The 23,289-nt window shown below is 61.6% G+C and carries 28 protein-coding genes and 3 pseudogenes; 26 read left to right on the top strand and 5 right to left on the bottom strand.

All coding sequences use genetic code 11. The annotated features are described in order from the left end of the window. The first annotated feature begins 229 nt into the window (after positions 1-229). The 14 genes and pseudogenes from AC07ZS_RS04845 to AC07ZS_RS04910 all read left to right on the top strand — a co-directional run. A complete protein-coding gene (locus AC07ZS_RS04845) occupies positions 230-1,162 on the top strand; it encodes a homocysteine S-methyltransferase family protein (protein WP_494797500.1) in 933 nt (310 codons plus the stop codon). 86 nt (positions 1,163-1,248) lie between these two features. Beyond that, a pseudogene (locus AC07ZS_RS04850) lies at positions 1,249-1,528 on the top strand (leucine zipper domain-containing protein); the annotation flags it as partial. Positions 1,529-1,664: 136 nt separating this feature from the next. Beyond that, entirely contained in the window at positions 1,665-2,402 is a 738-nt protein-coding gene (locus tag AC07ZS_RS04855) for a hypothetical protein (protein WP_494797501.1), read from the top strand. 349 nt (positions 2,403-2,751) lie between these two features. Further along, entirely contained in the window at positions 2,752-3,243 is a 492-nt protein-coding gene (locus AC07ZS_RS04860) for a hypothetical protein (RefSeq protein WP_494797502.1), read from the top strand. Positions 3,244-3,449: 206 nt separating this feature from the next. Next, positions 3,450-3,677 (top strand): annotated as a pseudogene (locus tag AC07ZS_RS04865) (isocitrate lyase); the annotation flags it as partial. A gap of 238 nt (positions 3,678-3,915) precedes the next feature. Next, the gene (locus AC07ZS_RS04870; RefSeq protein ID WP_028240170.1) at positions 3,916-5,115 is read left to right on the top strand and encodes a tyrosine-type recombinase/integrase; all 1,200 of its coding nucleotides are present in this window, start codon (positions 3,916-3,918) and stop codon (positions 5,113-5,115) included. Beyond that, a complete protein-coding gene (locus AC07ZS_RS04875; protein ID WP_033045758.1) occupies positions 5,112-5,411 on the top strand; it encodes a hypothetical protein in 300 nt (99 codons plus the stop codon). The genes AC07ZS_RS04870 and AC07ZS_RS04875 overlap by 4 nt, the downstream gene beginning before the upstream one ends. Positions 5,412-5,424: 13 nt before the next feature. Then, the gene (locus tag AC07ZS_RS04880; protein WP_028240169.1) at positions 5,425-5,808 is read left to right on the top strand and encodes a type II toxin-antitoxin system RelE/ParE family toxin; all 384 of its coding nucleotides are present in this window, start codon (positions 5,425-5,427) and stop codon (positions 5,806-5,808) included. Then, positions 5,792-6,094 (top strand): helix-turn-helix domain-containing protein, encoded by a 303-nt coding sequence (locus tag AC07ZS_RS04885; protein WP_028240168.1) that lies wholly within the window; start codon positions 5,792-5,794, stop codon positions 6,092-6,094. Before AC07ZS_RS04880 ends, AC07ZS_RS04885 begins: the two co-directional genes overlap by 17 nt. 79 nt (positions 6,095-6,173) lie before the next feature. Then, positions 6,174-6,641, top strand: coding sequence for a TIR domain-containing protein (locus AC07ZS_RS04890; protein ID WP_028240167.1), 468 nt, complete (start codon positions 6,174-6,176; stop codon positions 6,639-6,641). Further along, a complete protein-coding gene (locus tag AC07ZS_RS04895; RefSeq protein ID WP_033045760.1) occupies positions 6,641-7,267 on the top strand; it encodes an Nmad2 family putative nucleotide modification protein in 627 nt (208 codons plus the stop codon). Before AC07ZS_RS04890 ends, AC07ZS_RS04895 begins: the two co-directional genes overlap by 1 nt. A gap of 3 nt (positions 7,268-7,270) precedes the next feature. Next, the gene (locus AC07ZS_RS04900; RefSeq protein WP_028240166.1) at positions 7,271-8,401 is read left to right on the top strand and encodes a nucleoside triphosphate pyrophosphohydrolase family protein; all 1,131 of its coding nucleotides are present in this window, start codon (positions 7,271-7,273) and stop codon (positions 8,399-8,401) included. Between the two features lie 2 nt (positions 8,402-8,403). Beyond that, the gene (locus tag AC07ZS_RS04905) at positions 8,404-9,066 is read left to right on the top strand and encodes a uracil-DNA glycosylase (protein WP_071534888.1); all 663 of its coding nucleotides are present in this window, start codon (positions 8,404-8,406) and stop codon (positions 9,064-9,066) included. Positions 9,067-9,126: 60 nt separating this feature from the next. Beyond that, a pseudogene (locus AC07ZS_RS04910) lies at positions 9,127-9,240 on the top strand (JAB domain-containing protein); the annotation flags it as partial. Positions 9,241-9,322: 82 nt separating this feature from the next. Here the strand turns inward: AC07ZS_RS04910 and thcA are convergent. From thcA to AC07ZS_RS04930, 4 genes are all read right to left on the bottom strand, one after another. Further along, positions 9,323-9,892, bottom strand: coding sequence for a Thoeris type III anti-phage system protein ThcA (gene thcA, locus AC07ZS_RS04915; protein ID WP_033041349.1), 570 nt, complete (start codon positions 9,890-9,892; stop codon positions 9,323-9,325). Further along, a complete protein-coding gene (gene thcB4, locus AC07ZS_RS04920) occupies positions 9,889-11,058 on the bottom strand; it encodes a Thoeris type III anti-phage system protein ThcB4 (RefSeq protein WP_158407679.1) in 1,170 nt (389 codons plus the stop codon). Before thcB4 ends, thcA begins: the two co-directional genes overlap by 4 nt. Before the next feature lie 14 nt (positions 11,059-11,072). Beyond that, positions 11,073-11,675: a TIR domain-containing protein gene (locus AC07ZS_RS04925; RefSeq protein ID WP_033041352.1), complete on the bottom strand. Its 603-nt coding sequence runs from the start codon at positions 11,673-11,675 to the stop codon at positions 11,073-11,075. Positions 11,676-11,780: 105 nt separating this feature from the next. Beyond that, a complete protein-coding gene (locus AC07ZS_RS04930; RefSeq protein WP_033041353.1) occupies positions 11,781-12,257 on the bottom strand; it encodes a TIR domain-containing protein in 477 nt (158 codons plus the stop codon). Positions 12,258-12,882: 625 nt separating this feature from the next. Here AC07ZS_RS04930 and AC07ZS_RS04935 point away from each other — a divergent pair. From AC07ZS_RS04935 to AC07ZS_RS04950, 4 genes are all read left to right on the top strand, one after another. Further along, positions 12,883-13,710, top strand: a complete 828-nt coding sequence (locus AC07ZS_RS04935; RefSeq protein WP_028240164.1) for a DUF932 domain-containing protein — start codon at positions 12,883-12,885, stop codon at positions 13,708-13,710. A gap of 79 nt (positions 13,711-13,789) precedes the next feature. Further along, on the top strand, positions 13,790-15,853 hold the full coding sequence (locus AC07ZS_RS04940) for a ParB/RepB/Spo0J family partition protein (protein WP_028240163.1): 2,064 nt from the start codon (positions 13,790-13,792) through the stop codon (positions 15,851-15,853). Positions 15,854-15,914: 61 nt separating this feature from the next. Beyond that, the gene (locus AC07ZS_RS04945; protein WP_028240162.1) at positions 15,915-16,124 is read left to right on the top strand and encodes a hypothetical protein; all 210 of its coding nucleotides are present in this window, start codon (positions 15,915-15,917) and stop codon (positions 16,122-16,124) included. A gap of 758 nt (positions 16,125-16,882) precedes the next feature. Beyond that, entirely contained in the window at positions 16,883-17,197 is a 315-nt protein-coding gene (locus AC07ZS_RS04950) for a DUF736 domain-containing protein (protein WP_014646114.1), read from the top strand. Positions 17,198-17,267: 70 nt separating this feature from the next. Here AC07ZS_RS04950 and AC07ZS_RS04955 read toward each other — a convergent pair whose 3' ends face one another. Beyond that, complete coding sequence (locus tag AC07ZS_RS04955) at positions 17,268-17,561, bottom strand: helix-turn-helix domain-containing protein (RefSeq protein ID WP_015476703.1); 294 nt, start codon at positions 17,559-17,561, stop codon at positions 17,268-17,270. A gap of 318 nt (positions 17,562-17,879) precedes the next feature. Here AC07ZS_RS04955 and AC07ZS_RS04960 point away from each other — a divergent pair, with 318 nt between their 5' ends. The 8 genes from AC07ZS_RS04960 (at position 17,880) to AC07ZS_RS04995 (ending at position 22,894) form a co-directional block, all read left to right on the top strand. Then, on the top strand, positions 17,880-18,230 hold the full coding sequence (locus AC07ZS_RS04960) for a DUF2958 domain-containing protein (RefSeq protein ID WP_015476702.1): 351 nt from the start codon (positions 17,880-17,882) through the stop codon (positions 18,228-18,230). Positions 18,231-18,565: 335 nt separating this feature from the next. Then, positions 18,566-19,363 (top strand): DUF2285 domain-containing protein, encoded by a 798-nt coding sequence (locus tag AC07ZS_RS04965; protein WP_028240160.1) that lies wholly within the window; start codon positions 18,566-18,568, stop codon positions 19,361-19,363. Positions 19,364-19,438: 75 nt separating this feature from the next. Beyond that, positions 19,439-19,723, top strand: a complete 285-nt coding sequence (locus tag AC07ZS_RS04970) for a helix-turn-helix transcriptional regulator (RefSeq protein ID WP_026069907.1) — start codon at positions 19,439-19,441, stop codon at positions 19,721-19,723. 26 nt (positions 19,724-19,749) lie between these two features. Next, positions 19,750-20,607 (top strand): replication initiator protein A, encoded by an 858-nt coding sequence (locus AC07ZS_RS04975; RefSeq protein WP_156867395.1) that lies wholly within the window; start codon positions 19,750-19,752, stop codon positions 20,605-20,607. Positions 20,608-20,848: 241 nt separating this feature from the next. Continuing rightward, entirely contained in the window at positions 20,849-21,487 is a 639-nt protein-coding gene (parA, locus tag AC07ZS_RS04980) for a ParA family partition ATPase (RefSeq protein ID WP_068681381.1), read from the top strand. Then, complete coding sequence (locus AC07ZS_RS04985; RefSeq protein WP_043373393.1) at positions 21,484-21,768, top strand: hypothetical protein; 285 nt, start codon at positions 21,484-21,486, stop codon at positions 21,766-21,768. The genes parA and AC07ZS_RS04985 overlap by 4 nt, the downstream gene beginning before the upstream one ends. Beyond that, positions 21,765-22,310 carry a DUF2840 domain-containing protein gene (locus AC07ZS_RS04990; protein WP_043373725.1) on the top strand — a complete coding sequence of 182 codons (546 nt, stop codon included), beginning with the start codon at positions 21,765-21,767 and terminating at the stop codon, positions 22,308-22,310. The genes AC07ZS_RS04985 and AC07ZS_RS04990 overlap by 4 nt, the downstream gene beginning before the upstream one ends. After that, the gene (locus tag AC07ZS_RS04995) at positions 22,307-22,894 is read left to right on the top strand and encodes a S26 family signal peptidase (RefSeq protein ID WP_068681399.1); all 588 of its coding nucleotides are present in this window, start codon (positions 22,307-22,309) and stop codon (positions 22,892-22,894) included. The genes AC07ZS_RS04990 and AC07ZS_RS04995 overlap by 4 nt, the downstream gene beginning before the upstream one ends. Positions 22,895-23,289 lie beyond the last annotated feature (395 nt).

Below are 23,289 nucleotides of genomic sequence, written 5' to 3' on the forward strand. Positions count from 1 at the left end.
GCCCTTCGGGGCGGCTTTTTTGTTTCTGGCGGACAGACGGCTTTGCGAGAAAGCGGTGAACTTCCGAGACATGAGCGTTGGGCTAGACTTCGGCTGTCGGCCAGAAGCGGGCTTTCAAGGGCGCGTCGACATGACGCGCCAGCTCCGACGTCGCCATTCCTGCAGCGTGCCTGTTCTGCGGTGTTGGGCGTCCTCAATGCAAGAGCAACTTGGCCGGAGGAGGCAGAACATGGCTAGCGCACTTCCCCAACTCGCTGGGGGCACCTTCTTGAGCGATGGTGGCCTTGAGACAACGCTCGTTTTTCTCGACAAGATTGAATTGCCGCACTTCGCTGCGTTCGTGCTACTGGACGACGAGCTTGGCCACGAGCGATTGAAGAGCTATTACGTTCCGTACCTCGAACTCTGTGGAGAGACGCCCGGGGCTGGCTTCATACTCGAAACACCTACGTGGCGCGCCAGTTCCGATTGGGCCACTCTGCTGGGCATTGATGCCGCGCGCCTGCGAGCACTCAACATCCAGGCGGCGCAGATGATGTGCTCTATGCGTTCGCGCTGGGTGCCACGCCTAAGTGGGCCAATCGTTGTCAGTGGTGTCATCGGTCCGCGGGGAGACGGCTACATTGCTGACGCACCCGACAGCGTGGATGACGCCGCCGACTATCACTACCTGCAGGCTGAGGCGCTTGCCGCTGGCGGGGTCGACATGCTCGCTGCCGTCACAATGACCACCTCGGCCGAGGCTCTGGGCATCTCCATGGCTGCGCAGCGTGTGGGATTGCCCGTCGCTATTTCATTCACGGTTGAGATAGACGGCCGACTACCCAGTGGCGAGGCGCTGGGTGATGCCATTGAAAGAGTGGACGCGTCCGCTCCGCCGGCCTACTTCGCCATCAACTGTGCGCATCCAACGCATTTCGAGAATGCATTGGCTACCAGCGGGCCGTGTATCAGCCGCATCCACGGTGTACGTGCCAACGCCTCGACGAAGAGCCACGCTGAACTTGATGAATCTACCGAACTGGACATCGGCGACCCGACGGACCTTGCTCAACGGTACCGGGGCCTAAAAGGTGTCTTGCCGCAGTTGAACGTTCTGGGCGGCTGCTGCGGGACCGACTGGCGCCACCTTCGCGCTGTGCGGGATGCCTGGGTCAGCTAGGTGTGAAGTCTCAAGAGGTTGTTCATCCATCTCGGATTTGGGAAGCTGTGGTTACCAGGCCAGGCAACTCAAGTCAGGAGAGACGGATGAACAGCCATAAGCATGCGCGATTGACGCCCGCAGGTCGAGCCCTGTTGGTCCAGAGGGTTCTCAACGGAGGGGGGAGCATGGCGGTGGCCACCCAGGCCATGGGCGTGAGCTGCCGCACCAGCTTCAAGTGGCTGGCTGTAGCGCATCGCCCGCGAGTGCGGTCGCAACTTGGCCGCCGTGGCCCGGCACATGGCCCGCCTGGGCTTGAGCCGCTTGAGCGCCTTGCAACCGCGCGTGCCAGTGTGCCGCTATGAACGGGTCAGCCCTAGCGAGTTGCCGCGCCCGAACGACCGCGCGCGAAGAACTGGCGCGATTTTCCTGACCAATTTCTCCCACTTAAGTTCTGCCTTTTGGGCAAGCTAGCGCTCGTGCCTGCGTATGCGCCAAGCGGCATGGTCCATCCAGAAGAAACATGAACATCAGTCAAACATCTGTCACAAACACCACTGCTACGGCAAGCAGCGCCACAAGCGCAACGACCCAACAGCAGGCAACCCAAGCCGCATCGGCCATTGACCCCACCACGGCGGCCTTGAAGAAGGCCGATGCGCGCGTGCAGAAGCTGCTCGACAGCACGACTGCGAGCATCTCGGGTCTTGGAAAATTCAAGGCTGCGGTCGCCAATACTCAGACAACAGCCAAAGCGCTGAGTGCGCTCAAGGACACCAGCGCCGTCGCAGACGTCAAAAAGGCGCTGGATGGCTTTGCCTCGAGCTTCAACACCGTCGTTGCGGAAACCAAATCTCTGACGGCGGACGCCAGTGGCACCGCGCGCATCAGCAGGGCCATGAATCGGGCCGTGAATGCGGACCTGTCCAAATTGGGGGACCTCCGCGCGATGGGCTTCACCAATGGCACTGATGGTTCATTGAAGATTGATTCTGCCAAGCTGGAGGCGGCATACAAAGCCGACCCGAAGGGTGTTCAGGAAACCTTGGCCAAGCTTGGGAAGCTGGCTGAGAAGACGGCGGAGAAAGAGCTTTCAGGAGATGGACGAATCGCGGGCGCCATGGACAAGCTCAAGGGCCAGGCCAACAACTTCATGTTGCAGCAGAGCGCCATCCTGAAGGTGTCGCAGACGTTTTCGCAACAGAACATTGGGGGCGGCTACTTCGCGTCCCTCATGTCTGCATACAACACCAACTATTGATCGGCTGCTGGCTTTCCGGCGCGAGACAGGTGCGTCGCTGCCGGGTGAGCCACGTCGGGTGAGCAGCTTTGCCCCCGGAGGTCAGTTCTACCTGATGAGGACAAACAATGCCCGCCGGAGCCCGAAAGTCTGTCGAGGGGCACGCGGGGAAACTAGATGGAGTGCAGGCGTATTCCGGCCTTGCTGAACAATTGGTCCGACGCGTTGAGCAGTTGATCCAGCGTTCATGGTCACAAGTATCTGAACTCGTGCTGTGCATTGGCGGCAAGGGAGTTCGGAGACTAGACTTTCGGTAATGGCCATGAGCGGAAGTTGCATGCCAGAATTTTCAAGAGTCTGGAGGACGAAAGTGGACATTGCCGTTCGACCGCTGAGTGAGAGCGACAAAATTCGTCTTGCCGTGGCTGCCTCCAACCCTTGGGTAAGTCGGCACCGAGGCACTTGCAGCGACTTCCTGCGTTGGCCACATTCACTGCACAGTGGGAAGGTCTGCGTTGCGCAAGACCATGACCATCTGATCGTCCAGGTCCCTCACCATCCAACCGTTGATGGAGGTCCGCAGTACCTTGTGCTGATGGATGGTGCTCTTGCGGGACTGCTGTGGCGACCAACGGCCTATGCCTTCACGTTCGTGGCCCCCCATCTTTGGCGGCGTCTTGATGAGATTCGTGCGTTCGCGTGGAAAGCACTGCAGATGCCGGACCTGCATTGGGGCGGTCTACCTCATGAAGCCATGCCGGTGTTCGAGCGTGTTCGCCCAGACCTCGTGACAGAACCCGAAGAAGACGACCAGTTCTTGCGGGGGCTTGACCCAAACTATCCTCCTCGCACGAAACTCTGACCCGCTTTGGGCCCGGTCCAGCCTGAGCCAGGATGACGTCCATTGGCCAGAGGCCGACATCCGAAAATGAACACGGGCACAGATCACGTTGCCCCGGTTTCCATAGCCCGCCCCGTTGGGAGGAGGGTGGGTGCGGTAGCTCCACGGACTCCCGGCCACACAGCGCTACAGGCCTATGTTCGAGATCCCCTATGACCAGCAGAATCAACACCTTCCAGTTCGCCCACGCGTATGCCCGCGGCGAAGGCATGAAGCACTACACGGAAATGGTGCCGGAACCCGAATTCGCCGCACGCGAGAAGGGCTACACCTTCGTGTCGCACCAGCAGGAAGTGGGCGCGGGTTACTTCGACGACGTGACCACGGTGATCCAGGGCGGTTCGTCCAGCGTGAAGGCGCTGACGGGTTCGACCGAGGAAGAGCAGTTCCACTGAGTTGAATCCCTCGCGAAGAGGAGACAGAAAGAGAAAGCCGCCCTTCGGGGCGGCTTTTTTTGTTTGACGATGACTCCAGCCCGGTACTTCGCTGGACTGCGCCGTAGCTCGATGAAGCAGGTTTATCAAGGACTTACGCGCGTCCATCATATGCCGGTGCTTTCTGAAACTTGACCCGGTTTTCCCTCGCGCCGCTCCTATCTGGCTCTTGGAATTCGGGTCGTTCCAAGGAGTCATCATGGCGAAGATCAAGCTCACCAAGACCGCCGTAGAGTCGGCGCAACCCCAGGCCAAGGACATCGAACTACGGGATACCGTGGTGCCGGGTTTCCTCTGCAAGATTACCCCGAAGGGCCGTCGGGTGTTCATGCTCCAGTACCGCACGAACTCCGGGCAGCCCCGCAAGCCCTCGCTGGGCCTGTTCGGGGAACTGACCGTGGAGCAGGCCCGCGTCATGGCGCAGGACTGGCTGGCCGAGGTTCGCCGAGGCGGCGACCCCGGCGGCGCCAAGGCCGAGGCGCGCAAGGCGCCCACGGTCGAAGCGCTGTGCAAGAAGTTCATGGAGGACTACTCCAAGAAGCGCAACAAGCCGAGCACGCAGCGCGGCTATCAGGCCGTCATCGACCGCTGCATCGTCCCGCTGATCGGCCGCAAGAAGGTGCAGGACGTGAAGCGGCCCGACATTGCCGGGCTGATGGAGAAACTGGCCTACAAGCCCGCCGAGGCGAACAACGCCTTCGGCGTGCTGCGCAAGATGTTCAACCTGGCCGAAGTGTGGGGCTACCGCCCGGACGGCACGAACCCGTGCCGCCACGTCCCGATGTACCCGCCCGGCGAGGAAACCCGGCTCATCGTGGACGACGAACTGGCGCTGATCTTCCGCCAGTTGGAGAAGCTGGAGGCGGAAGGACTGGAGAACTACGTCATCCCGCTGGCGATTCGCCTGCAATTCGAGTTCGCCGGCCGCCGCTCCGAAATCTGCATGCTTGAATGGGATTGGGTCGATCTGGAGAACCGGCGCGTGGTCTGGCCCGACAGCAAGACCGGCGGCCTCTCCAAGCCCATGAGCGCGGAAGCCTATCGACTGTTCTCGACGGCACCGCGCCGAGAAGGTTGCCCCTACGTCCTGCCTTCGCCCAACGACCCGACCAAGCACCTGACCTTTGGCGAGCACTATGGCGGATGGTGCCGGGTGCTCAAGGCAGCCGGCGTCCCACACGTCGGCACGCACGGCATCCGCCACCGCTCCACGACCGACATTGCCAATTCGGGAGTGCCGACCAAGGTAGGCATGAAGCTGACGGGCCACAAGACCGTGGCGATGTTCATGCACTACGTCCACACCGAGGACAAGCCGGTGCGGGATGCTGCCGAACTGGTGGCGAGTCGGCGGCAGGCCATCACGGGCGCGCGGCGCCCTGCGGAGGCCACGGCATGAGCAAGAGGACGCTTTCGGTGGCGCCCCCCGCTGCCTTGGCGGCCGACTATCCCCGTTCCGCAATTTCCGAGACAGTGTCTGGGAAATTCGGCCTCGCCGAGCTGGCCAAGGTCTTCACGCTGCCGTGGTCGGCCTATGCGCTGCTGATTTCGGTCAAGGATGCCCGCGGATCGGTGGCCGGCATCCCGTCCAGTCGGCTCCGATTGTCGTGCCGGCGTCACGACAATCGGGCGGGCCATCCCTTCTATCTAGGTGCTACACCGGAGACTGGAAAAGTATGCCCGTTTCGGGTATAGTTTGGAGGTCGAAATGACGGTCATCCTCAAGCGCAAGGACTTTGCACGCTGGCAGTCGGGCGAGAAGCTGTCCGATGCCGCGTTGTGCAAGGCGGTTCAGGAGATGGAAAGCGGTCTGATCGACGCGGACTTGGGCGGCTCCCTCTACAAGAAGCGGGTGGCCCGCCCCGGTGGTGGTAAAAGCGGCGGCTACCGCACACTGGTATCGGCCAGGATCGGCAGCCGCTACGTGTTCCTGCATGGGTTCCCGAAGAACGACAAGGCGAACATCACGCAGGACGAGAAGAAGGCGCTGCAATTCGCCGGCAAAGCGTTCTTGCAACTGTCCGGGGAAACGTTATCGAAGGCGTTGCAGTCGGGCGTGTTATTGGAGGTGCATTGTGAGCAAGATCATTGAATCCCTGCGTGACGACCTGGCCACGCTTCATGAAGTGGGTGCGATCAGCAAGGTGACGATGCGCGAGTTCGACGCGATCTGCCCGCCGCCAGTGCGGGAGTTTGGCGCCGAGGACATTAGGCGCCTACGGGAGACGCTGAAATTCAGCCAGCCGGTGTTCGCGCATCACCTGCACACCTCGGCCTCGACCGTGCGCAAGTGGGAGCAAGGTGAAACCCGACCCGCTGGCCCGGCGCTGAAGCTGCTCAACATCATCGCCGACAAGGGGCTCCGGGCGATCCTTTGATTGATCTGCGTTTTCTGCCATAACCACCTAATTTCAGTTACGATCTTTTACGCTATCAAAACGTCGATGGAGGTGACAGATGGCAGAGAAAAGGAACGTGTTTATCAGCCATGTCCATAAGGACGATCATGGGCTCCAAAAGCTCAAAGATCTGCTGGCTCCGAAAGGGATGGATGTAAGGGACTCCTCCATCCATACAGGAAAGTTCAACAACGCCACGGATGAGCATTACATCAAGACGCAGATTCTGGCCCCAGCGATAAACTGGGCGGGCGTATTTATTTGCTACGTCTCACCCCAGACGAAAGATAGCGACTGGGTGACCTGGGAAATCGAATATGCAGCCAAGCAAGGCAAACGTATTGTTGGCATCTGGGAGCATGGTGAGAAGGAATGCGACATTCCTGAGGCACTGAAAGAATACGCCGATGCCTTGGTCGGCTGGAATGGTGACTCAATCATTGATGCGATCAACGGAAAAGATACATGGGAAAAACCCGACGGTGGCGCCTGTGATCCGGTTCCTCTGAAAAGGCATCCCTGCTGATGGCACGTGTCCACTCCTACGTGGTGCGGTACGACAGTGGTTTCGCACCCAATCCCTTTTACGAATACTGCACGCTTGCAACCTGCAAGCCAAATATCCGCAAGGGCGCTGACATCGGTGATTGGGTGGTAGGCAGTGGCAGCAATGATCGAAGTGTTCGGCGAGGCGGGTATCTGGTTTATGCGATGCAAGTCACCGAAACGATGACATTTGATGAATATGGGGCAGATCCACGGTTTGAATCTAAAAAGCCCTATCGCAACGGTAGTCGGAAGCAAAGTTGCGGGGACAATATCTACTTCAGAGCCGCACCAGCGGCCGTCTGGCAGCAACGAGATTCCTTTCACTCTCGCCCCGATGGTTCACTTAATCCTGATCACGTCACTCGCGACACGGGTGTAAACAGGGTTCTCATCAGCAATGACTTCGTGTACTTCGGAGGAGAGGGGCCGGAGTTCCCGGAAGAGCTAAAAGACCAGCAAGGCCGGTCTCTATGCAAAACAGGAATAGGTCTAACTACTTTTGACGATCCAAAACTGATTGCGAACCTAGAGCAATGGGTTCGTAGCTTTGGGCTGAATGGATATCAGGGCGCTCCATTCGAATGGCTGACGCTTCGGAGGTAACCGATGCACAAGGAAGGTTCTCTGCTGCTTTCGGACTACGCTTCGGAAATTGCAGCTACGGATGTACTCAGTCCAACCGATTTCAATCCTGTCCTTCAAGGGCTTTATGGGGAAGTCGGTGGAATAATGTCTACTGTCAAAAAACATGTCCGGGAAAAATCTGCGTACCCTGGTTTCAGAAGGGCGGCGGAAGAAGAATTCGGTGATACGCTTTGGTATTTGGCTGCGATCTGCCGGCGCATGCAAGCTCCACTTGAAGATATCTTTGCCGAGGCGGCGAATCACGGGAACTTCAAGAACATAGGGGCAGCAAGCGACATAGCCGAAGGTGCATTCGCTTACATCGCCATGCCTGTGGCGGCCCCTGCGTCGTTGGACATTACCTTGGTACGCTTGGGGCAGGCGGCCGCAGCTCTGCTGGGAAGTGGGCCTGCGCGCAATGACGTGGTCACCTTCGCGCGAGCCTATCTCGATGCAATCCATGCCGCAGAGTTGGCGTTCTCGGACGTAGCGCGGGGGAACCTCCGGAAAGCTAGGGGTGCATTCTTGGAGCCACAGGCGGTTGACCTGATTGGCCTTGATTTCGATAGCGAGTTTGGAATAGAAGAGCAGCTCCCTAGAGAGTTCAAGATCCGAGTCAATCAACGCGGTAGCGGCAAAAGCTATCTCCAATGGAATGGCGTATTCATAGGTGATCCCCTGACCGACAACATCGCTGACCGAGATGGCTACCGATTTCATGATGTTTTCCATTTTGCATATGCAGCCATCTTGCATTGGTCACCTGTAATACGGGCATTGATCAAGCACAAGCGAAAGAGCCAGTCCAAATATGATGAAGAGCAAGACAGCGGCCGGGCAATCGTCGTTGAGGAAGGGCTTACGGCATGGATTTTCTCTAGAGCCAAGGAATTAAACTATTTTGAGAATCAAGAAAAGGTTTCCCTTGGGATTCTCAAAACCATTGAAGAGTTTGTGAGTGGCTATGAGGTTGAGAAGTGCCCGCTAAAGCTTTGGGAAAAAGCCATCATGGACGGATATTCCGTATTCCGTCAAATCAAGAAAAATCAAGGCGGCTGGATCATCGGCAACCGAAAAGAACGCACCCTACAATATATGCCGCTTGAGTCTTAAGAATGAAAATCCACCCCTTTGTTGAATCAGTTTCCTCGCTGCAATTTGAGGACTGCTTCAATCCTTATTCTGATCGCTGTGAAGTTCATGATCGTCGAGACGCGCCCCGCCGCCGCGCCGCCGCACTTTCCGCATTATTGCGTCGCGCTTCAGAGGAGCCTGTAGATGCGATTTGGATCGGTCGAGATTTGGGGTATCGCGGAGGCCGCCGAACTGGGTTGGCCCTGACTGACGATGTTCACATGAGCCAACATGCCAAACGTTGGAATGTCGATCTGGCTCCAGAACGGCCCACAGTCGGCAATGCCGTAGCCGAGCGAACCGCTGCGGTTATATGGGGAATGCTAGAGCACATTGATGCTCGCATCTTTCTCTGGAATGTTTTCCCACTTCACCCTCATGAATCAGGGGATCCGTTCACCAACCGGCAACACAACGCCCGTGAAAGGCGAGCCGGCGAAGAGCTACTACAACAGCTCATCGTTCTGCTTCGTCCCTCGCGCATCGTCGCCATCGGCAACGATGCTGCCGCAGCCGCTCATCGAATCACGGATAGCGTGCCTGTTATCTGCGTGAGGCATCCGAGCTATGGCGGACAGACGCAGTTTCAAGGGCAAATCTCTGAACTGTATGGACATCCAATGAAGACTGGATCGCTGTTCTGACGAATTGCTCCAGCATTTTAGCGAGCGGATACCGCCCCTTCTATCCAACTCGCCAGGTTTTCACTGATGCAGCGACTGAAAGAGGCTCTGACGCTGGTGGAGGTGCGCACACTGGATCACGTCGTTGTGGCCGGGCAGGAAACAACTTCATTTGCAGAGCGAGGGCTATTGTGAACCGAGGGGGCTGCACAGGCGGCCCCATTTTTTTATTCGCTCCATCAAGCTTACTGAACGCAGTTACTGCAAAATTTCCCGGCTAATCCACAGGCAGAAGCTTTCGACGAAATAAGCTGGAATAGGTTCGGTCGCGTGAAAAAATTGGATCATATTCTCCCTGTTGATAAATTATTTTGGCGGCGGCCCCTGTTGTTGAAAGCGGGAGCACTGTAGCTTTGGGATGGTGTTCGACGAACAATTTATGCTCCTCATAGATCCCCTCCATGCCGCCGACGAACACCGCTGCGCTGAAACGGCGGCTTTCGATCATTGCTTGCCTCATGGCCGTCAAACTGGCTTCTCTGTTGCCATCAACCGCTGGCACCATATGCACGTCGACGAACTCCGCTAGCTCAGGAGGCAATCGACCCTCAAAAAGCTTACTTTGGTAAATCGCCACCCTGTTGCGGTCAAGGTTTGCCTCGCGGGAAAAGAGAGCCAATAGCGGCGTTATCGCCGGATGGCCGCCGCACGTGATTCGTCCAATCGGCAACACTACTTCAACCAAAGCCTTGATTGCTTCCCGTATAGCAAGAACATCGGCGGTGTCGAAAAATACCCGATTGCGATCAGGCAAAGGCACGCTGGCAGATAGAAATATATCTATCATGCGGTGAGCTCCTTCAGAAGTTGTGGCGCCTTCGACATTTGCACGGCCCGGATCGGCAAATACGAGTCAAGCCAATCTAGGTGAGAGAGCCACGTTCTCAGTACACCTCTATTGTCGTAAATCACCCATATTTCTCTCGTCTCAACAGTGGGGTTGGTAATGGCTTCGAACACTTCGTTGATGCGATCAGCGGTTGGTATTCCCACTGCCGGTACGATCGCCAGCGTTCGATTGGACTCGGTTTTGAGAGAAATCCAGCCTTCAATCTGAACACTTGGATCAAGTCCCTCGTCGCGGGCGGCGTCGCAAAAGTTATCGACCAAATATCGGTGGCGGGCGGCAATTGCTGGTGCGCGTAGCCGTTCGACCTCGTCGCAAATTCTCGTCACCAATCCCTTCGTGGCCCAACGCCCCCGCATTGGAATAAATCCAAAGAAGTCCCGACGCCTAAGCTTCATGAAGTGGCTGAAGGACGATGCAGGGTCTTCCTTTTGCCCCGGCCATAGTAGGTGCAAGATTTGCACATTGGTCGCGTTTGCGCGCGCCAATTCTTCAGCCGTCCAACGACCTTCTCTGAAGCCAGGTGTGTCGATCAGCACCACGACATCGGAATCCGACATCCTGTGCCAGAGTTGTGATTGGAAATCTGCGGCTGGAGGCACTGACCTCACGTCGATGAAAACGTCAAAGCCACGAGCATCGAGCGCATCGTACAACCGATCGGCCAGCGGCTGAGACCCTGTTCGTTTGTAACTGATGAAAAGTCGTCGCTCACGTCGCAACAGCCTAAATGTCTCAAGGACTAGCGTAACGAGGCGGGTGATGCCTTCATCGTTGGTGCCCAATACAATAGCATTGACATGTCTGAGCTGCGGCGGAATTTCTGCATGAACCTGGGACAAATCCGAAACGACCGGAGCGATAACGATCGAGTCATCAATCAACTCCGTCACAAGTGCGGTATCGGCAGTGCTTTCCGACGAGCCGAAAAATACTGCCATCACCGGCGATTTTAAGCTGCGGTTAGAGGCGTTGGCATCGCTGAGAAACGTAATTGCGTTGCTCGGAATCCCGAGCCCCTGAAGCGCCAGATCAACGCTACGGCGGAGGCGAGTGTCATGCCCATGGACCGCACCCAGCAGGATAAGCTGGTAGGGTGATCTCATGCTTGAGTTCTCGCTCATCGGCCAGCCATTCCCGCAGCAGTTTCAATCCATCCGCCAATATTTTTCCTGCCATCCTGGCCTATGAAATCGTAACTCAGGCAGTGATTTGACAGTTGGACTACGCTATTCGTTTTTGGTGCTGTGAACCACAGATCACCCTCAGGAATCGCAAGCGTGTAATCTGCGTAGGCCACCCACTTTCCGTCCTTCCACTCGGCGAGATATATGCCGCGATCGGTTCTATAAAGTCCCATCTGCGCCAATGGATCAGCACCCTTTGTAGATGTCGCTTTGTCTTTATTCTGGACACCGTGAATGAAAACGGTTAGCAAGCCGTTTCCCTTGATAACACTGCGAGCAATTTCGTAGCGCACCCATCGCCGTGACCATGTATGGGTTCCAGCAAGGACACAAGTTACCGAAGTATTCTCCAACCCCTTGCGGAGAAAAGTCTTTAGTGCATCGTCACTCTCTTTTTTCGATGCCTCAAACACGCTGCTGTCAAAGAAGCCCCGGCTTTCCTCATCGGATTCCTTCACAACCCAACTGTTGCGGACATTCCAGGCGCGCCATACATCAGGCTCATAGTGAAAAGAAAAGAATGTTCTGCGTGGCATTTTGACTCCATCTATTACACTAAACCCAGGCAAATTTGGATGTAGGTGACCCGCATCCTCCACAGCAAACGACACCTCGCAGGATGCAATTCAGATATTGCCGGTTCATCGTGCCTTTATAGCGTCGCTGACCCAAGTTTCAATATTCGACTTGATGTAGTCATACACATTGGTGCTGGTGGTGTATGGCGGATCGTAGACTTTACCCGTGACAGCTTCTCCATCAACGGTGAGGCCTGTAAACGGATTAGATCCTTTCGACGACTGATTTCCGTCTGAGTCTTTCAGATTGTGGACATGGATGGCGAGTACACCCAGCCCGTCCTTCCAGGCTTTCTTTATCTCGTGTTTGACCCAGCGGCGGCTGGCAGTCTTCTCGCCCACAAGTACGACAAGGCATTCTTTGCCTTTCATGTTGTCGGCGATCCATTTTTTGATGGCATCATCGCCTGCTTTCTTGATTTCTTCCCATTTGTTCGAATCCAGTAGAGGCTGTTTTTCGATAGCTCCGATTTGCCGAACTTGCGACACGCGCCAACTATCCTGTTTATAGTGAAAGCTCAGAAAGCATTTATTCGCCATGACTTATCTCCATTTGTCGTTGGTGCTTCGATGAAGCAAATCTCGAATTGAGGATTGCGATAGTTATTTAACTGAAGTCGTAATTAATCGCTGGCTTGAAATACTTTCTTGTAAATTTCCTTACAAATGATAGCTGAAAGTGTGCGCCTGCGTCTCCGCTTCGCGGACCGCGCTGCTCCAGGTTCGCTATTCGCTCATCCCTGACGGGACTGGCATTCGCCAGCCTTCCACATCCCTGACGCCTCCGGCCCGGCTTCCAGCTTCGGGCCTGCGCGCTTCGCTTGCGTGCGGTCAGCACAAAGGGATGGCCGTTGCCTTGTCCAGCCGTCTCCCCTGACTTCATCACCTTACCCGCGACCGTAGCCCGCTCCCGTGTGCCGTCAAGGCGCGCAGGGCCGTGTCCTCGGCTGCGCCTGCGGGCCGCACCAACCCTGCGCTTGTCTCCTTGACGGCCCCCGTCCGCGCGCTCCTTTGGCCGCGGGCGATGAACTCAGGAAAGACGGTGGCAACAGGGCCAACCGGGTTCCTCGTGCCGACCGCACCGAACAGCCGAAAGGCTGGGCTCCGAATCTAGGAATCCGGTGTGCGGTTTGAACAGCAAACCCTTTTCGTCAGGAGAAATGCAATGCAACTCGCATCCCGATTCGCTTCCCGTTCCCCGTCGCTGCGCAGCGATTACCCGCTGTCCGATGACCAAATCCGCCGTGTGGCCCCGTCCATCTTCGCGGACGCGCCGCACGAAAGCCGTTCCGAACGGTACGCCTATATCCCCACCGCCGCCGTGCTGGCGGAACTACGCAAGGAAGGGTTTGAACCCTTCATGGCAGCGCAAACCCGCGTGCGCCACGACGACCGCCGCGACTACACCAAACACATGCTGCGCCTGCGCCACGCCAGCCAGATCAACGGCGCGGAGGCTAACGAAATCGTGCTGCTGAACTCGCATGACGGCACGAGCAGCTATCAGATGCTGGCCGGAATGTTCCGGTTCGTGTGCAGCAATGGCCTTGTCTGCGGCGACACGGTGGCGGACGTGCGCGTGCCCCACAAAGGCGACGTGGCCGGTTCCGTCATCGAAGGCGCTTACGAAGTCTTGCGCGGCTTCGACCGCGTGCAGGAATCCCGCGATTCCATGCGCGCCATCACCTTGAACGATGGCGAATCCGAAGTGTTCGCCCGCGCCGCGCTGGCCCTCAAGTACGACGACCCCGACAAGCCCGCGCCCATCACGGAATCGCAAATCCTGATGCCGCGCCGCTTTGATGACCGCCGCCCGGACTTGTGGAGCGTGTTCAACCGCACGCAAGAGAACCTGACCCAAGGCGGCCTGCGCGGGCGCAGCGCCAACGGACGCCGCCAGCAAACCCGCCCGGTACAGGGCATCGACCAGAACATCCGCCTCAACCGTGCGCTTTGGCTGCTGGCCGATGGCATGCGCCAGTTGAAAGCCTGAACCCCCACGCGGCAGGGGCAGGCAGCAGCCCTTGCCGCTTCTCTCGCTGCTGCATCCCTAACCGCAAGGAGTTATCACCATGAACGCCGTTACCCAAACCGAAACCCGCGCCATCGAAACTGCCGCGCCGCTGGAAGTGGCCGACCCGAGCAAGAACCTGATTTTGGTTCCACTCTCGCAGTTGCTGCCGCGCCGCTCCAAGCGCAACGCACGCAAGACCCCGCGCCTGTCCATTCCCGAACTGGCCGCGAGCATCGCCCGCATCGGCCTGCTGCAAAATCTCGTCGTCATCCTCGCCGCCGATGGCGAGCAGTACGAAGTGGTGGCCGGCGACCGCCGACTGACCGCGTTGAAGCTGCTGGCGAAGAAGAAGCGCATCCCTGCCGACTACGAAGTGGCGTGCCTGCTGGTGCCCGATGCTTCGGCCCGTACCGTCAGCCTCGCGGAAAACCTGCTGCGCGAGCAGATGCACCCGGCCGACCAGTTCGAGGCGTTCGCCGCACTGGTCAAGGAAGGCCGCCCCATCGAAGACATTGCCGCCGACTTCGGCGTGACCCCGCTGGTGGTGCAGCGCCGTCTCAAACTCGCCAACGTCTCGCCGCGCCTGCTGGCCGACTACCGCGCCGGAGCCGTCACCCTGGAACAGTTGATGGCCCTGACCATCACCGACGACCACGCCGCGCAGGAAAGCGCGTTCTACGGTGCGCCAGAATGGCAGCGTGGCGCGTCCGCGCTGCGCGAACGCCTGACCGAACGCGAAATCGACGCCACGCATCCGCTGGTGCGCTTCGCCGGGCTGGACGCCTACACGGCGGCGGGCGGCGGCATCCGCCGCGACCTGTTCGCGGAAGGCGATGCCGGAACCTACCTGACCGACGCCACGCTGCTGGAAACGCTGGTGCGCGGCAAGCTGGATGCGCTGGCTGGGGACGTGCGCGCCGAGGGTTGGGCGTGGGTCGAAGCCGTGCCGCACATGAGCTACGCCGAGCGGCAGGCGTTCCAGAACGCACCGCGCCAGCGCCGCGAACCGAGCGCCCGCGAAGCCCGCCGCATCGCCTCGCTGCAAACCCGCCTCGACAAGATCGACACCGAACTGGAAGAAGCCTACGACGCCGAGGACGAGGACAAGACCGAAGCGCTGGAACCGCGCCGCGAACAGGTTGCCGGGGAACTGCAAGCCGTGGAGGAAGCCTTGCAGGGCTACGCCCCGGATGTGCGCGCCGTGGCCGGCGCCATCGTCACCCTCGACCGCAGCGGCGAAGCCGTGATTCATCGCGGGCTGCTGCGCGAGGCAGAAGCCAAGGCGCTGCGCACGCTGGAACGCTTGCGGCAGGGTTTCGGCAGCGCGGAAGGCGAGGCCGGGAACGACGACGAAGGCGAGGACACCGAGCAGCCCAAGGCCGCGAGCCTGTCCGACCGGCTGGCGCAGCGGTTGAGCGCGCACCGCACCGCCGCGCTGCAAATCGAAGTCGCCCGGCATCCGCAAGTCGCGCTGGCCGCGCTGGTGCATGGCATGGTGCAGAGCGTCTTGCAGGACAACCACTACGGCCACGACTTGCCGCTGGGCGTGAGCCTGAAAGTGCAAGACCGGCTGGAAGGCATGGCCCCCGACTGGCCCGAGTCGCCCGCCGCCGTCGCCCAGCGCGAGTTGCAGCAGGTCGCGGGCGAAGCGCTGCCGCAGGACAGCGCCGAACTGTTCGTCGCGCTGCTGGCGATGGAGCAAGGCGAACTGGTGCGGCTGCTGGCGGTATGCGTAGCGGCGACCGTGGACGTGGTGACGCCTCGCGCCACTGCGCACCAGCCGGGCGCGGAACTGGCGCAGGCTGTGGGGCTGGACATGGCCGCATGGTGGCAGCCCACCGCAGACGGGTATTTCCAGCATGTGCCGAAGGCCGCGATTCTGGAAGCCGTGGGCGAGTTCGCACCGTCGCACGCTGCACGGCTGGCGAAGTTGAAGAAGGCCGACATTGCCAGCGAAGCGGAACGGCTGGCCGATGGTACGGGCTGGATGCCCGCCATCTTCCGCACCGAAAGCCCGCAACAGGACGCGCAGGCCGTGGCAGTGGATGCGGGCGCCGAAGCGCCGGAGGAAGTCGCCGCCGTGGCGGATGAGCTGCCGCAGGCCGAGGCACTGGCCGCGTGATCCTGCACCGCAGATAGCGCCCCGGTTCCGGCCGGGGCGCTTCACGCCAAGGATTCCTATCATGAGCCGCAACACCACGGACCGCCCGCGCATGGCGGCGATCTATGCCCCCGGTACGGTACGCGCCCGCCGCTGGCACGGCGATGGCGACGTGCGCGGCTACCGTCCGCCGCGTGGCTGGACGGCCCGCGCCGACCTGACCGACCTACATCCCATTACCGGCCACACCTTGCCGCGTGCCGCGTGGTGGATTGTCGAAACCAAGGAATAACGAGCAGCACCGGCCCCAAGCCGTTCCGCCTTGGGGCCGGTGGTCAAAAATCCGGGGCGTCGGTGGCCGCGCCCGGTTCCAACGTCGAAGTCAAAATCGCCCCGTTGCCGCCTTCGTCCAGGCGGCAAGGGGGCGGACGTGCAAGTGCCTTGCACGCGACACGTCCATCGGTGCCCGCTGGCGCGGGCAAGGTTTCGATGGCGCCCCGCCGCAATGGGCGGGGCTTGTAGGGCTACGCCCCGGCTTGCTGCGGCAGGTTGTGCGATAGCGTGCCGTCCCCGACGCTGGCGATTCGCGCCTGTACGTCACGAAGGGCGATTCACCGACACGCCACCCGGCCTCGCTATGGAGCATCCACACCACGCCTCAAGCATGTGGTCGCGCGCTGCGGCAGGGGCGCTCTGGCCTTGTCGTCGGGGCTTTGACCTGGTTCGCGTCAGGGCGCAAGCCGGTGCAGCCGTCACGCGGGGATGCCGAGTCGGCCATGTCTCCTTTCGGGGGCGGGCGGCCCGTGCGTCCTTGGCTTGTCGTGAATCCTGGCGAGGGAACGGCTACGCCTTGGGCTTCATGGCCGCAACCTTCCAGCGAAAACAATTTCCCCGCCGCTGCGCGGCTTCCTCGCGCGGCAAATTCTTTTCGCTTCCAGGTTCTCCACGGTGTTGCGACCGCTGCGCGGTGCGGCCAGCCCATCCCCCGCCGGCCGGATCACAACAAGGACGCACTGGCGCGACCTTGTTCAACCCGAAAGGAGAAACATCATGGCTAACATCGGCACCTTCACCGCAGAGAAAGACGGCTTCACCGGCCAGCTCCGCACCCTGACCCTGAACGTCAAGGTCAAGCTGGTTCCCAACGACAAGGGCGACAGCGAGAACGCCCCCGACTTCCACCTTCAGGCGGCCGGCCACGAGATCGGCGCGGCGTGGAAGAAGACCAGTGAGGCCGGGCGCGAGTACCTGTCCGTGAGCATCGACGACCCTTCGTTCCCGGCGACGGTCTATGCCCGCCTGATCGAGAACGAGGACGGCACGCACGACCTGATCTGGTCGCGCAGCAAGCCCAAGGCAGCCTGACGGCCGCCCACCGCGCCCCGTCCATTGCGGCGGGGCGCCGTGCTGCTGGCGCAGCACGTCACGCACGCGCCTACGGCGTGTCGCGTTCCTTCAACACCGCCTCCAGCTCCTGGCGCACCTGCGCCAGAAGCTGATCGGCCCTGCGCGTGCTGTCGCCGGCATAGGCCAGCGTCAGCAACGTGAGCGGATGCACGTCCATGACCTCGCACAGCTCGGTCAGCTTGTGCATGGTCGGGCTCTTCAGGTCGCGCTCCAGCAAACTCAGGTAGGTACGGCTGGACACGTCGGAGAACGCTTCCTGGCTCAAGCCGCGCGCTTTCCTGACCGTCCGTATTGCTGTCGCCAATGAGTCTTTCGCCGCCACCTATGGTTTTCCTTAGAAAACCAAGATGACAGCCGATTGCGCACTATAGGGCTACAAACTATAGTGCGCATTTGGTGTCGTTGATTTCCGTATTCGTGCCTTTGCAGAAATCCGCATGGGCGGATTCCGACAGAATCTGGGAACCGCATCTGTGTCTTTCCTGGCCTGCGCAATTCCGCTTCCGCGTTTCCGTGCATGTACGGATTCGATGGCTTGCGCCTTCGTGCTTTCCCGCCAAAGCACGCATCCGCTTCGGCGGTTCCGCGCTTCGGTGGAAAATCGTATCCGTGCATCCTCGGATGCGTGGGGATTCGGGCCATGACCCAGCCGCTCGTCACCGCTGAACAGCGGGCGCAACTGCTCGCCGTCGGCGCGGCACGCGCCGCTGGCCGAAGCATCGACCCAATGCCGGCGGTGCGACTGTTCACCCCCGACGCGCACGCCACCTGGCTGCTGGCCGCGCTCGACCCGGCCGATGGCGATACGGCATGGGGGCTGATCGACCTGGGAATAGGCATGCCCGGCCTGGGCCATGTGAAGCTGTCCGATCTGGCGTCCATCGTCGGGCCGCACAAGCAACCTGTGATGCGCGATCGCTACTTCCAGCCCGTGCGGCGGCTGTCGGAGTACCTGCGGCTGGCCGAGGAAAACGGTTCGATCACCGACTGAGCAGTCCCAGCCAACGACGGCGCATTCTGACTATTTCAGTCTTACCCAAGACCTGATTGGTCTGAATCCGCACTCTTGCACCGAAGCGGTGCGCTTCTGATGCAAACAGTCATGATCTATGGCGCGGGCTGCTGCACGGTGCTCCATGCTGCGCACCATTTTTGTGGCGCGCAACCGTCGCATTCAGACGATTTCCGCAATGCCCTGGAGCCAATCGGTCTTGACACCGCAGTTACAGAGTACCCCGATTTCGATGACGACTTGATGGCGACTCGATAGCTCCCGCACAGCGGAATCCGTGGCGACGTTCCTGCTGAATGACAGGAGGCTGCGTCATGGCTGACCCGAGCGCCGAACACTGGTATCCGACCGCCGCGTATCTCTACATGCTGCACCTCGACGGCCCCGCGCTGGCGTGGGAATACCTGCGTCGCCACCCCGACTACCGCCGCGACTGGCTGCGCCGCCGCCGCCGGCCAGAGGCCGCCGCGCGCTGGGGACTGCGCCTGCTGGAAGATCCCGCCCTGGATGCGCGCGACGCGCACCCGGCCTGGTTCCCCGATCACGATGCGGTAGTGCAGCTCTACCCGGACGCCGACCCGCCGCCCGACGCGGTGGCTTTCGCGTTCTGGTGCCTTCCCGGCCAGAAGCACCTGATCCACGACGGCAAGCGCCTGGTGCTGCTGACACGCTGGCTGGGCTGCTGCCTGCGGCTGGTGATCGCTCCCGGCCTGGCCGACGGCATGGCTTACGCCTATGCCATTCGCGCCTGCGCCGCATCCTGCGGACGCTATCAGGCGCTGGCGGCCGAACTGGACAAGCTGGCCGCCGCTGGCGATGCAGCGCCAGCGGGAACGGCACGGTCGCGGCCGGCACCCGCTGCGCTGCTGGAGTTGAACACGCTCCAGGCGCTCGACGGCACCCTCGCGGGCGCGTCCCTGCGCGACGTGGCCGAAGGGCTGTTCGGCGTCGATGCTGTCGCCGCCGACTGGTACGCCGATAGCGCCTTGCGCGCCCGCGTGCGGCGACTGGTGCACCGGGGCGATGCGCTGATGCGCGGCGGCTATCGCCGCCTGGCACAGCTTCCGCCCGTTGCACAGGGACGCGCTGCATCCCCTGCAAAACGTCCCTGAGCAGGAAGCCTTGCTTTCTTGAAAGTGCCTCTATCCGGCCGCGTGGTGTGGCCGGGCTTGATGGAGGTACATCCCATGCGACCCGCTCCCTTGCGGCCTGCCGCCGCTGCTGTCGCTGCGCCCGTGCAGCCCCAACGCTACCTGACCAACGACGAAGCCGCCGAATACCTGCGTCTGTCGCCGCGCACGCTGGAGAAACAGCGCGTGATCGGCGGCGGCCCGAAGTTCCGCAAGTTCGGCCGCCGCGTCATGTACGCGGTGGCCGACCTCGATGCCTGGGCCGACCAGCGCAGCTACGAGGCCACGTCCGACCCGGAATATGCCGAGCGTCACGCGGGCGACTACCGTGATGGCCGCTGATCGTCGGCTCGCCGGTGGCCATCGTCATGTCCAGCCCATCGCTGCCGTCGGGGCAGCGATCGCAGCAGCGGGAACAGCTCGACCTGTTCCGCGCGCTGCCGGGCGACGGCATGGCGCCGCGCGACAGCCAGGACTTGATGGCCTTTCCGTTCTTCTCGCTGGCGAAGTCGCGGCGCACGGCGCCGATCGACTTCCGCAGCGGGAACATCACCATCCGCGTGGAAGGCACGGCCGAGCACGGCATCGCCACGATATGGGATGCCGACGTGTTGATTTGGGCGGCCTCGCAGATCGTGGAGGCGCGCGACGCAGGCATTCGCCCGTCGCGCTGGATACACGCCACGCCCTACGAAATCCTGCGCTTCATCGGGCGCGGCACGTCCTTGAACGACTACCAGCGCCTGAAAGCCGCGCTCGACCGGCTGCAATCGACCAGCGTGGCGACTTCCATCCGCGAAACCACCGGGAGGCGCTTGCACCGCTTTTCGTGGGTGAACGAATGGCGCGAGCTGGCCGACGCCAGCGGCACGCCGCTGGGCATCGAGCTGATCCTGCCGGACTGGTTCTATGCCGGCGTGCTCGATGCCGCCCTGGTGTTGACCATCGACCCGGCCTATTTCCGCTTGAAAGGTGGCATCGAACGCTGGCTGTATCGCCTGGTGCGCAAGCACGGCGGGCGGCAGGAACACGGCTGGCAATTCGACTTCCGGCATCTGCACCGCAAGTCCGGCAGCGCGGCGCGCTTCTCGGACTTCGCCTACGACCTGCGCGTGCTGGTCGCGCGGCAGTCGCTGCCCGGCTACGTCCTGGGCATCGAGTCGATGCCGGACGAGAAGCTGGAACTGCTGACCTTCCGGCCCGTGCCGTTCACGGCACGGGGATAACTGCGGGAAAAGCTGTGGACGGCCTCGTGCTATCAGGAGTGCCGGGTATCGTGCTATCGGGAGTACGCCTATCGTGCTATCAGGAGTACGAAAACGCCGCAAAGCCAGTAACGGCGCGGGTTTGCGACCCCTCTAACTTACCTAACTATAAATCTCTAACTTTTAGTAGAAACGCGTCGTTTCGGTGGACAACCACGAAACGGCACGGCCAGGCCGGCTTTCCAGCAGGGAGGGCCGCGCCATGATCTTCGCGTTTCTCAACCAGAAAGGCGGCGTCGGCAAGACCACACTCGCTACCCACATCGCGGGCGAGCTGGCGATGCGCGGGCTGCACGTCATCCTGCTGGACGCCGACCCGCAGGGTTCTTCGCTGGACTGGACGCAGCGCAGAAGCCAGCAGGGCTTGCCACGGCTGTTCAGCGCCGTGGGCCTCGCCCGCGAAACGCTGCATCAGGAAGCGCCGGAGCTGGCCCGCCGCGCCGATCACATCATCATCGACGGCCCGCCGCGCATCGCCGCCCTGGCGCGTTCCGCGCTGCTGGCGGCCGAGCGCGTGCTGATTCCCGTGCAGCCCAGCCCGTATGACCTTTGGGCCAGCGCCGAGATGGTGGCGCTGATCCGCGAGGCGCAGGTCTTTCGGCCTGCGCTGCGCGCGGCCTTCGTCATCAATCGGCGCGTCAGCACCACCGTGATCGGGCGCGAAGCGCGCCAGGCGCTTGCTGACCAGCCGCTTCCTGCGCTGCGCGCGGAAGTGCATCAGCGCATCGTGTTCGCCGACAGCGTGGCCGCTGGCCGGCTTGCACGCGAGACGGCACCGGACAGCGCCGCCACCCGCGAAATCACCGCACTGGCGGACGAACTGCTGCGGTGGCCGACATGACAGCGAAGCCGCCACCGAACAGCAAACGCACGGCCAAGCGCGTCGGCATCGGCGCGCGTCCGCCCGCGAATCCGCACGCCGAGGCGTGGATTCGCCAGGGCGACGCCGATGCGCTGAACAAGGGCGACCTCTACACGGCACGCCTGACCCTCGACATCACGCCCGCCATGCGGGCGCGCATCAAGGTTTCCGCCTTCACGCAAGGCGTGACCGTAGCCGACCTGCTGCGCGGCCTGCTGGAGCGGGAGTTTCCAGAACACCGCAGGGAGAACACGCCATGACTGCATCCGCTTCGTCTGCTCCCGCGCCTGTTGCCTTCGCGGCTACGGCTGAGCTCGCAGTACCTTTCGACCAGCCTGCCGGCGCGCCGCTGACGCGCGTGGCGCTGGCCTACATCGAACCGCGCTTCAAGCTCTACCTGCGCTTCGGTGAACCTGCGCGCACGCACCAGCTCGACCGCTGGCGTCGCTGCGCGGTGTTCCTGCCAGGCGCCATGTTGTGCCTTATCCGCTGGCAGGCCAACGACTACGGCACCGTTCGCTGGCAGCTCATGGTGATGCAGGCTTGTACGCCGCTCGATGCGGCACAGCGCATCCCCGGCGTGCAGCCCGGCGCACGCCTGCTGCTGCACGCCGAGGGCGAGAACCAGGTGCGCGCCGTGCTGGAGCGCATCGACGCCATCGAGGCGCTGGACATCGCCCCCGCCGCTGTCTCGCCCGCGTACTGGCGCACGCTCGCCAACCGGCTCGCTGCCCGCCTGCCGCTGCCCGAATACACCGCCGAGCGGCACGCCGCCTGGCTGACCGCGAGGGCACTGCCATGACCGCCGTTTCCACTGCCGGCACCGCGCCGCGTCCTCGCTCGCGCCTGCGCGCTCGTATCGTGCTGACGGGTCTGTCCGCCTGCGGCCTCGCTGCGCTGGCCTGGGCGTCCTTCGTGCATCCGCTGCCGCGCCTGATCTACAACCCATCCGACAGCGTGGCGGTCGGCTGGTATCGCGTCGATCCGCTGGGCGACGGCACCGACTCGCTGCCGCGTTCTTTCTCCGTCGGCAGCATCGTCCTGACCACGCTGCCGCCAGACGCCGCCGCGCTGGCCGCGCAGCGCGGCTACCTGCCGGCGCGCGTGCCGCTGCTCAAGCGCGTGGGCGCAGTCGCGCCGCAGGAGGTGTGCATCACTGGCCGCATCGTCCGCATCGACGGCGTGCCTGCGGCCGCCGTGCTGCCTGCCGACCGCTGGGGCCGGCCGCTGCCATCCTGGCAGCAATGCCGTCGCCTTGAACCCGGCGAACTGTTCCTGCTCAGTGTGACCAACCCGGCGTCGTTCGATAGCAGGTACTTCGGGCCGATCAATGCGGGCGCCGTGATCGGCATCGCGCATCCGGTCTGGCTGGAATCTCGCCCATGATGGCCTTCGATTCGCTGCACGTCGCCGTGCATCTCATCGTGCCATCGGGCGTGTCGTTCTGCTGCTCGTCGCCGTGTCGTCGCGCATGCAGTGCGGGTGCATTCGCACCGCACTTCGCGCTGCCTTCGGCGCAGCCGTCCAACGTGCAGGCGTCTTGCCTCGAACGCGCCCGGCCTGTGGCCGTCGCCGCGTTCGCCGGCGCGCTGGCCGCTCGCGCAGCAGCGCCGCCGGGCCGCCGCTGCCCGGAGCGCCAGCGAGGGGCAAAGGCGGAAGGCAAGACAAAAGGACGCGGCACCGGGCCGCGTCGAAAGCCAGTCTGCACATGGGGGTGGCGCGGCACGCAGCGGCTTCGCCACCGTGCCGCTTGGGGCGCGAGGCCCGCGCCAATGCAGGCA

This window comes from Hydrogenophaga sp. GW456-12-10-14-TSB4 (assembly GCF_059424305.1).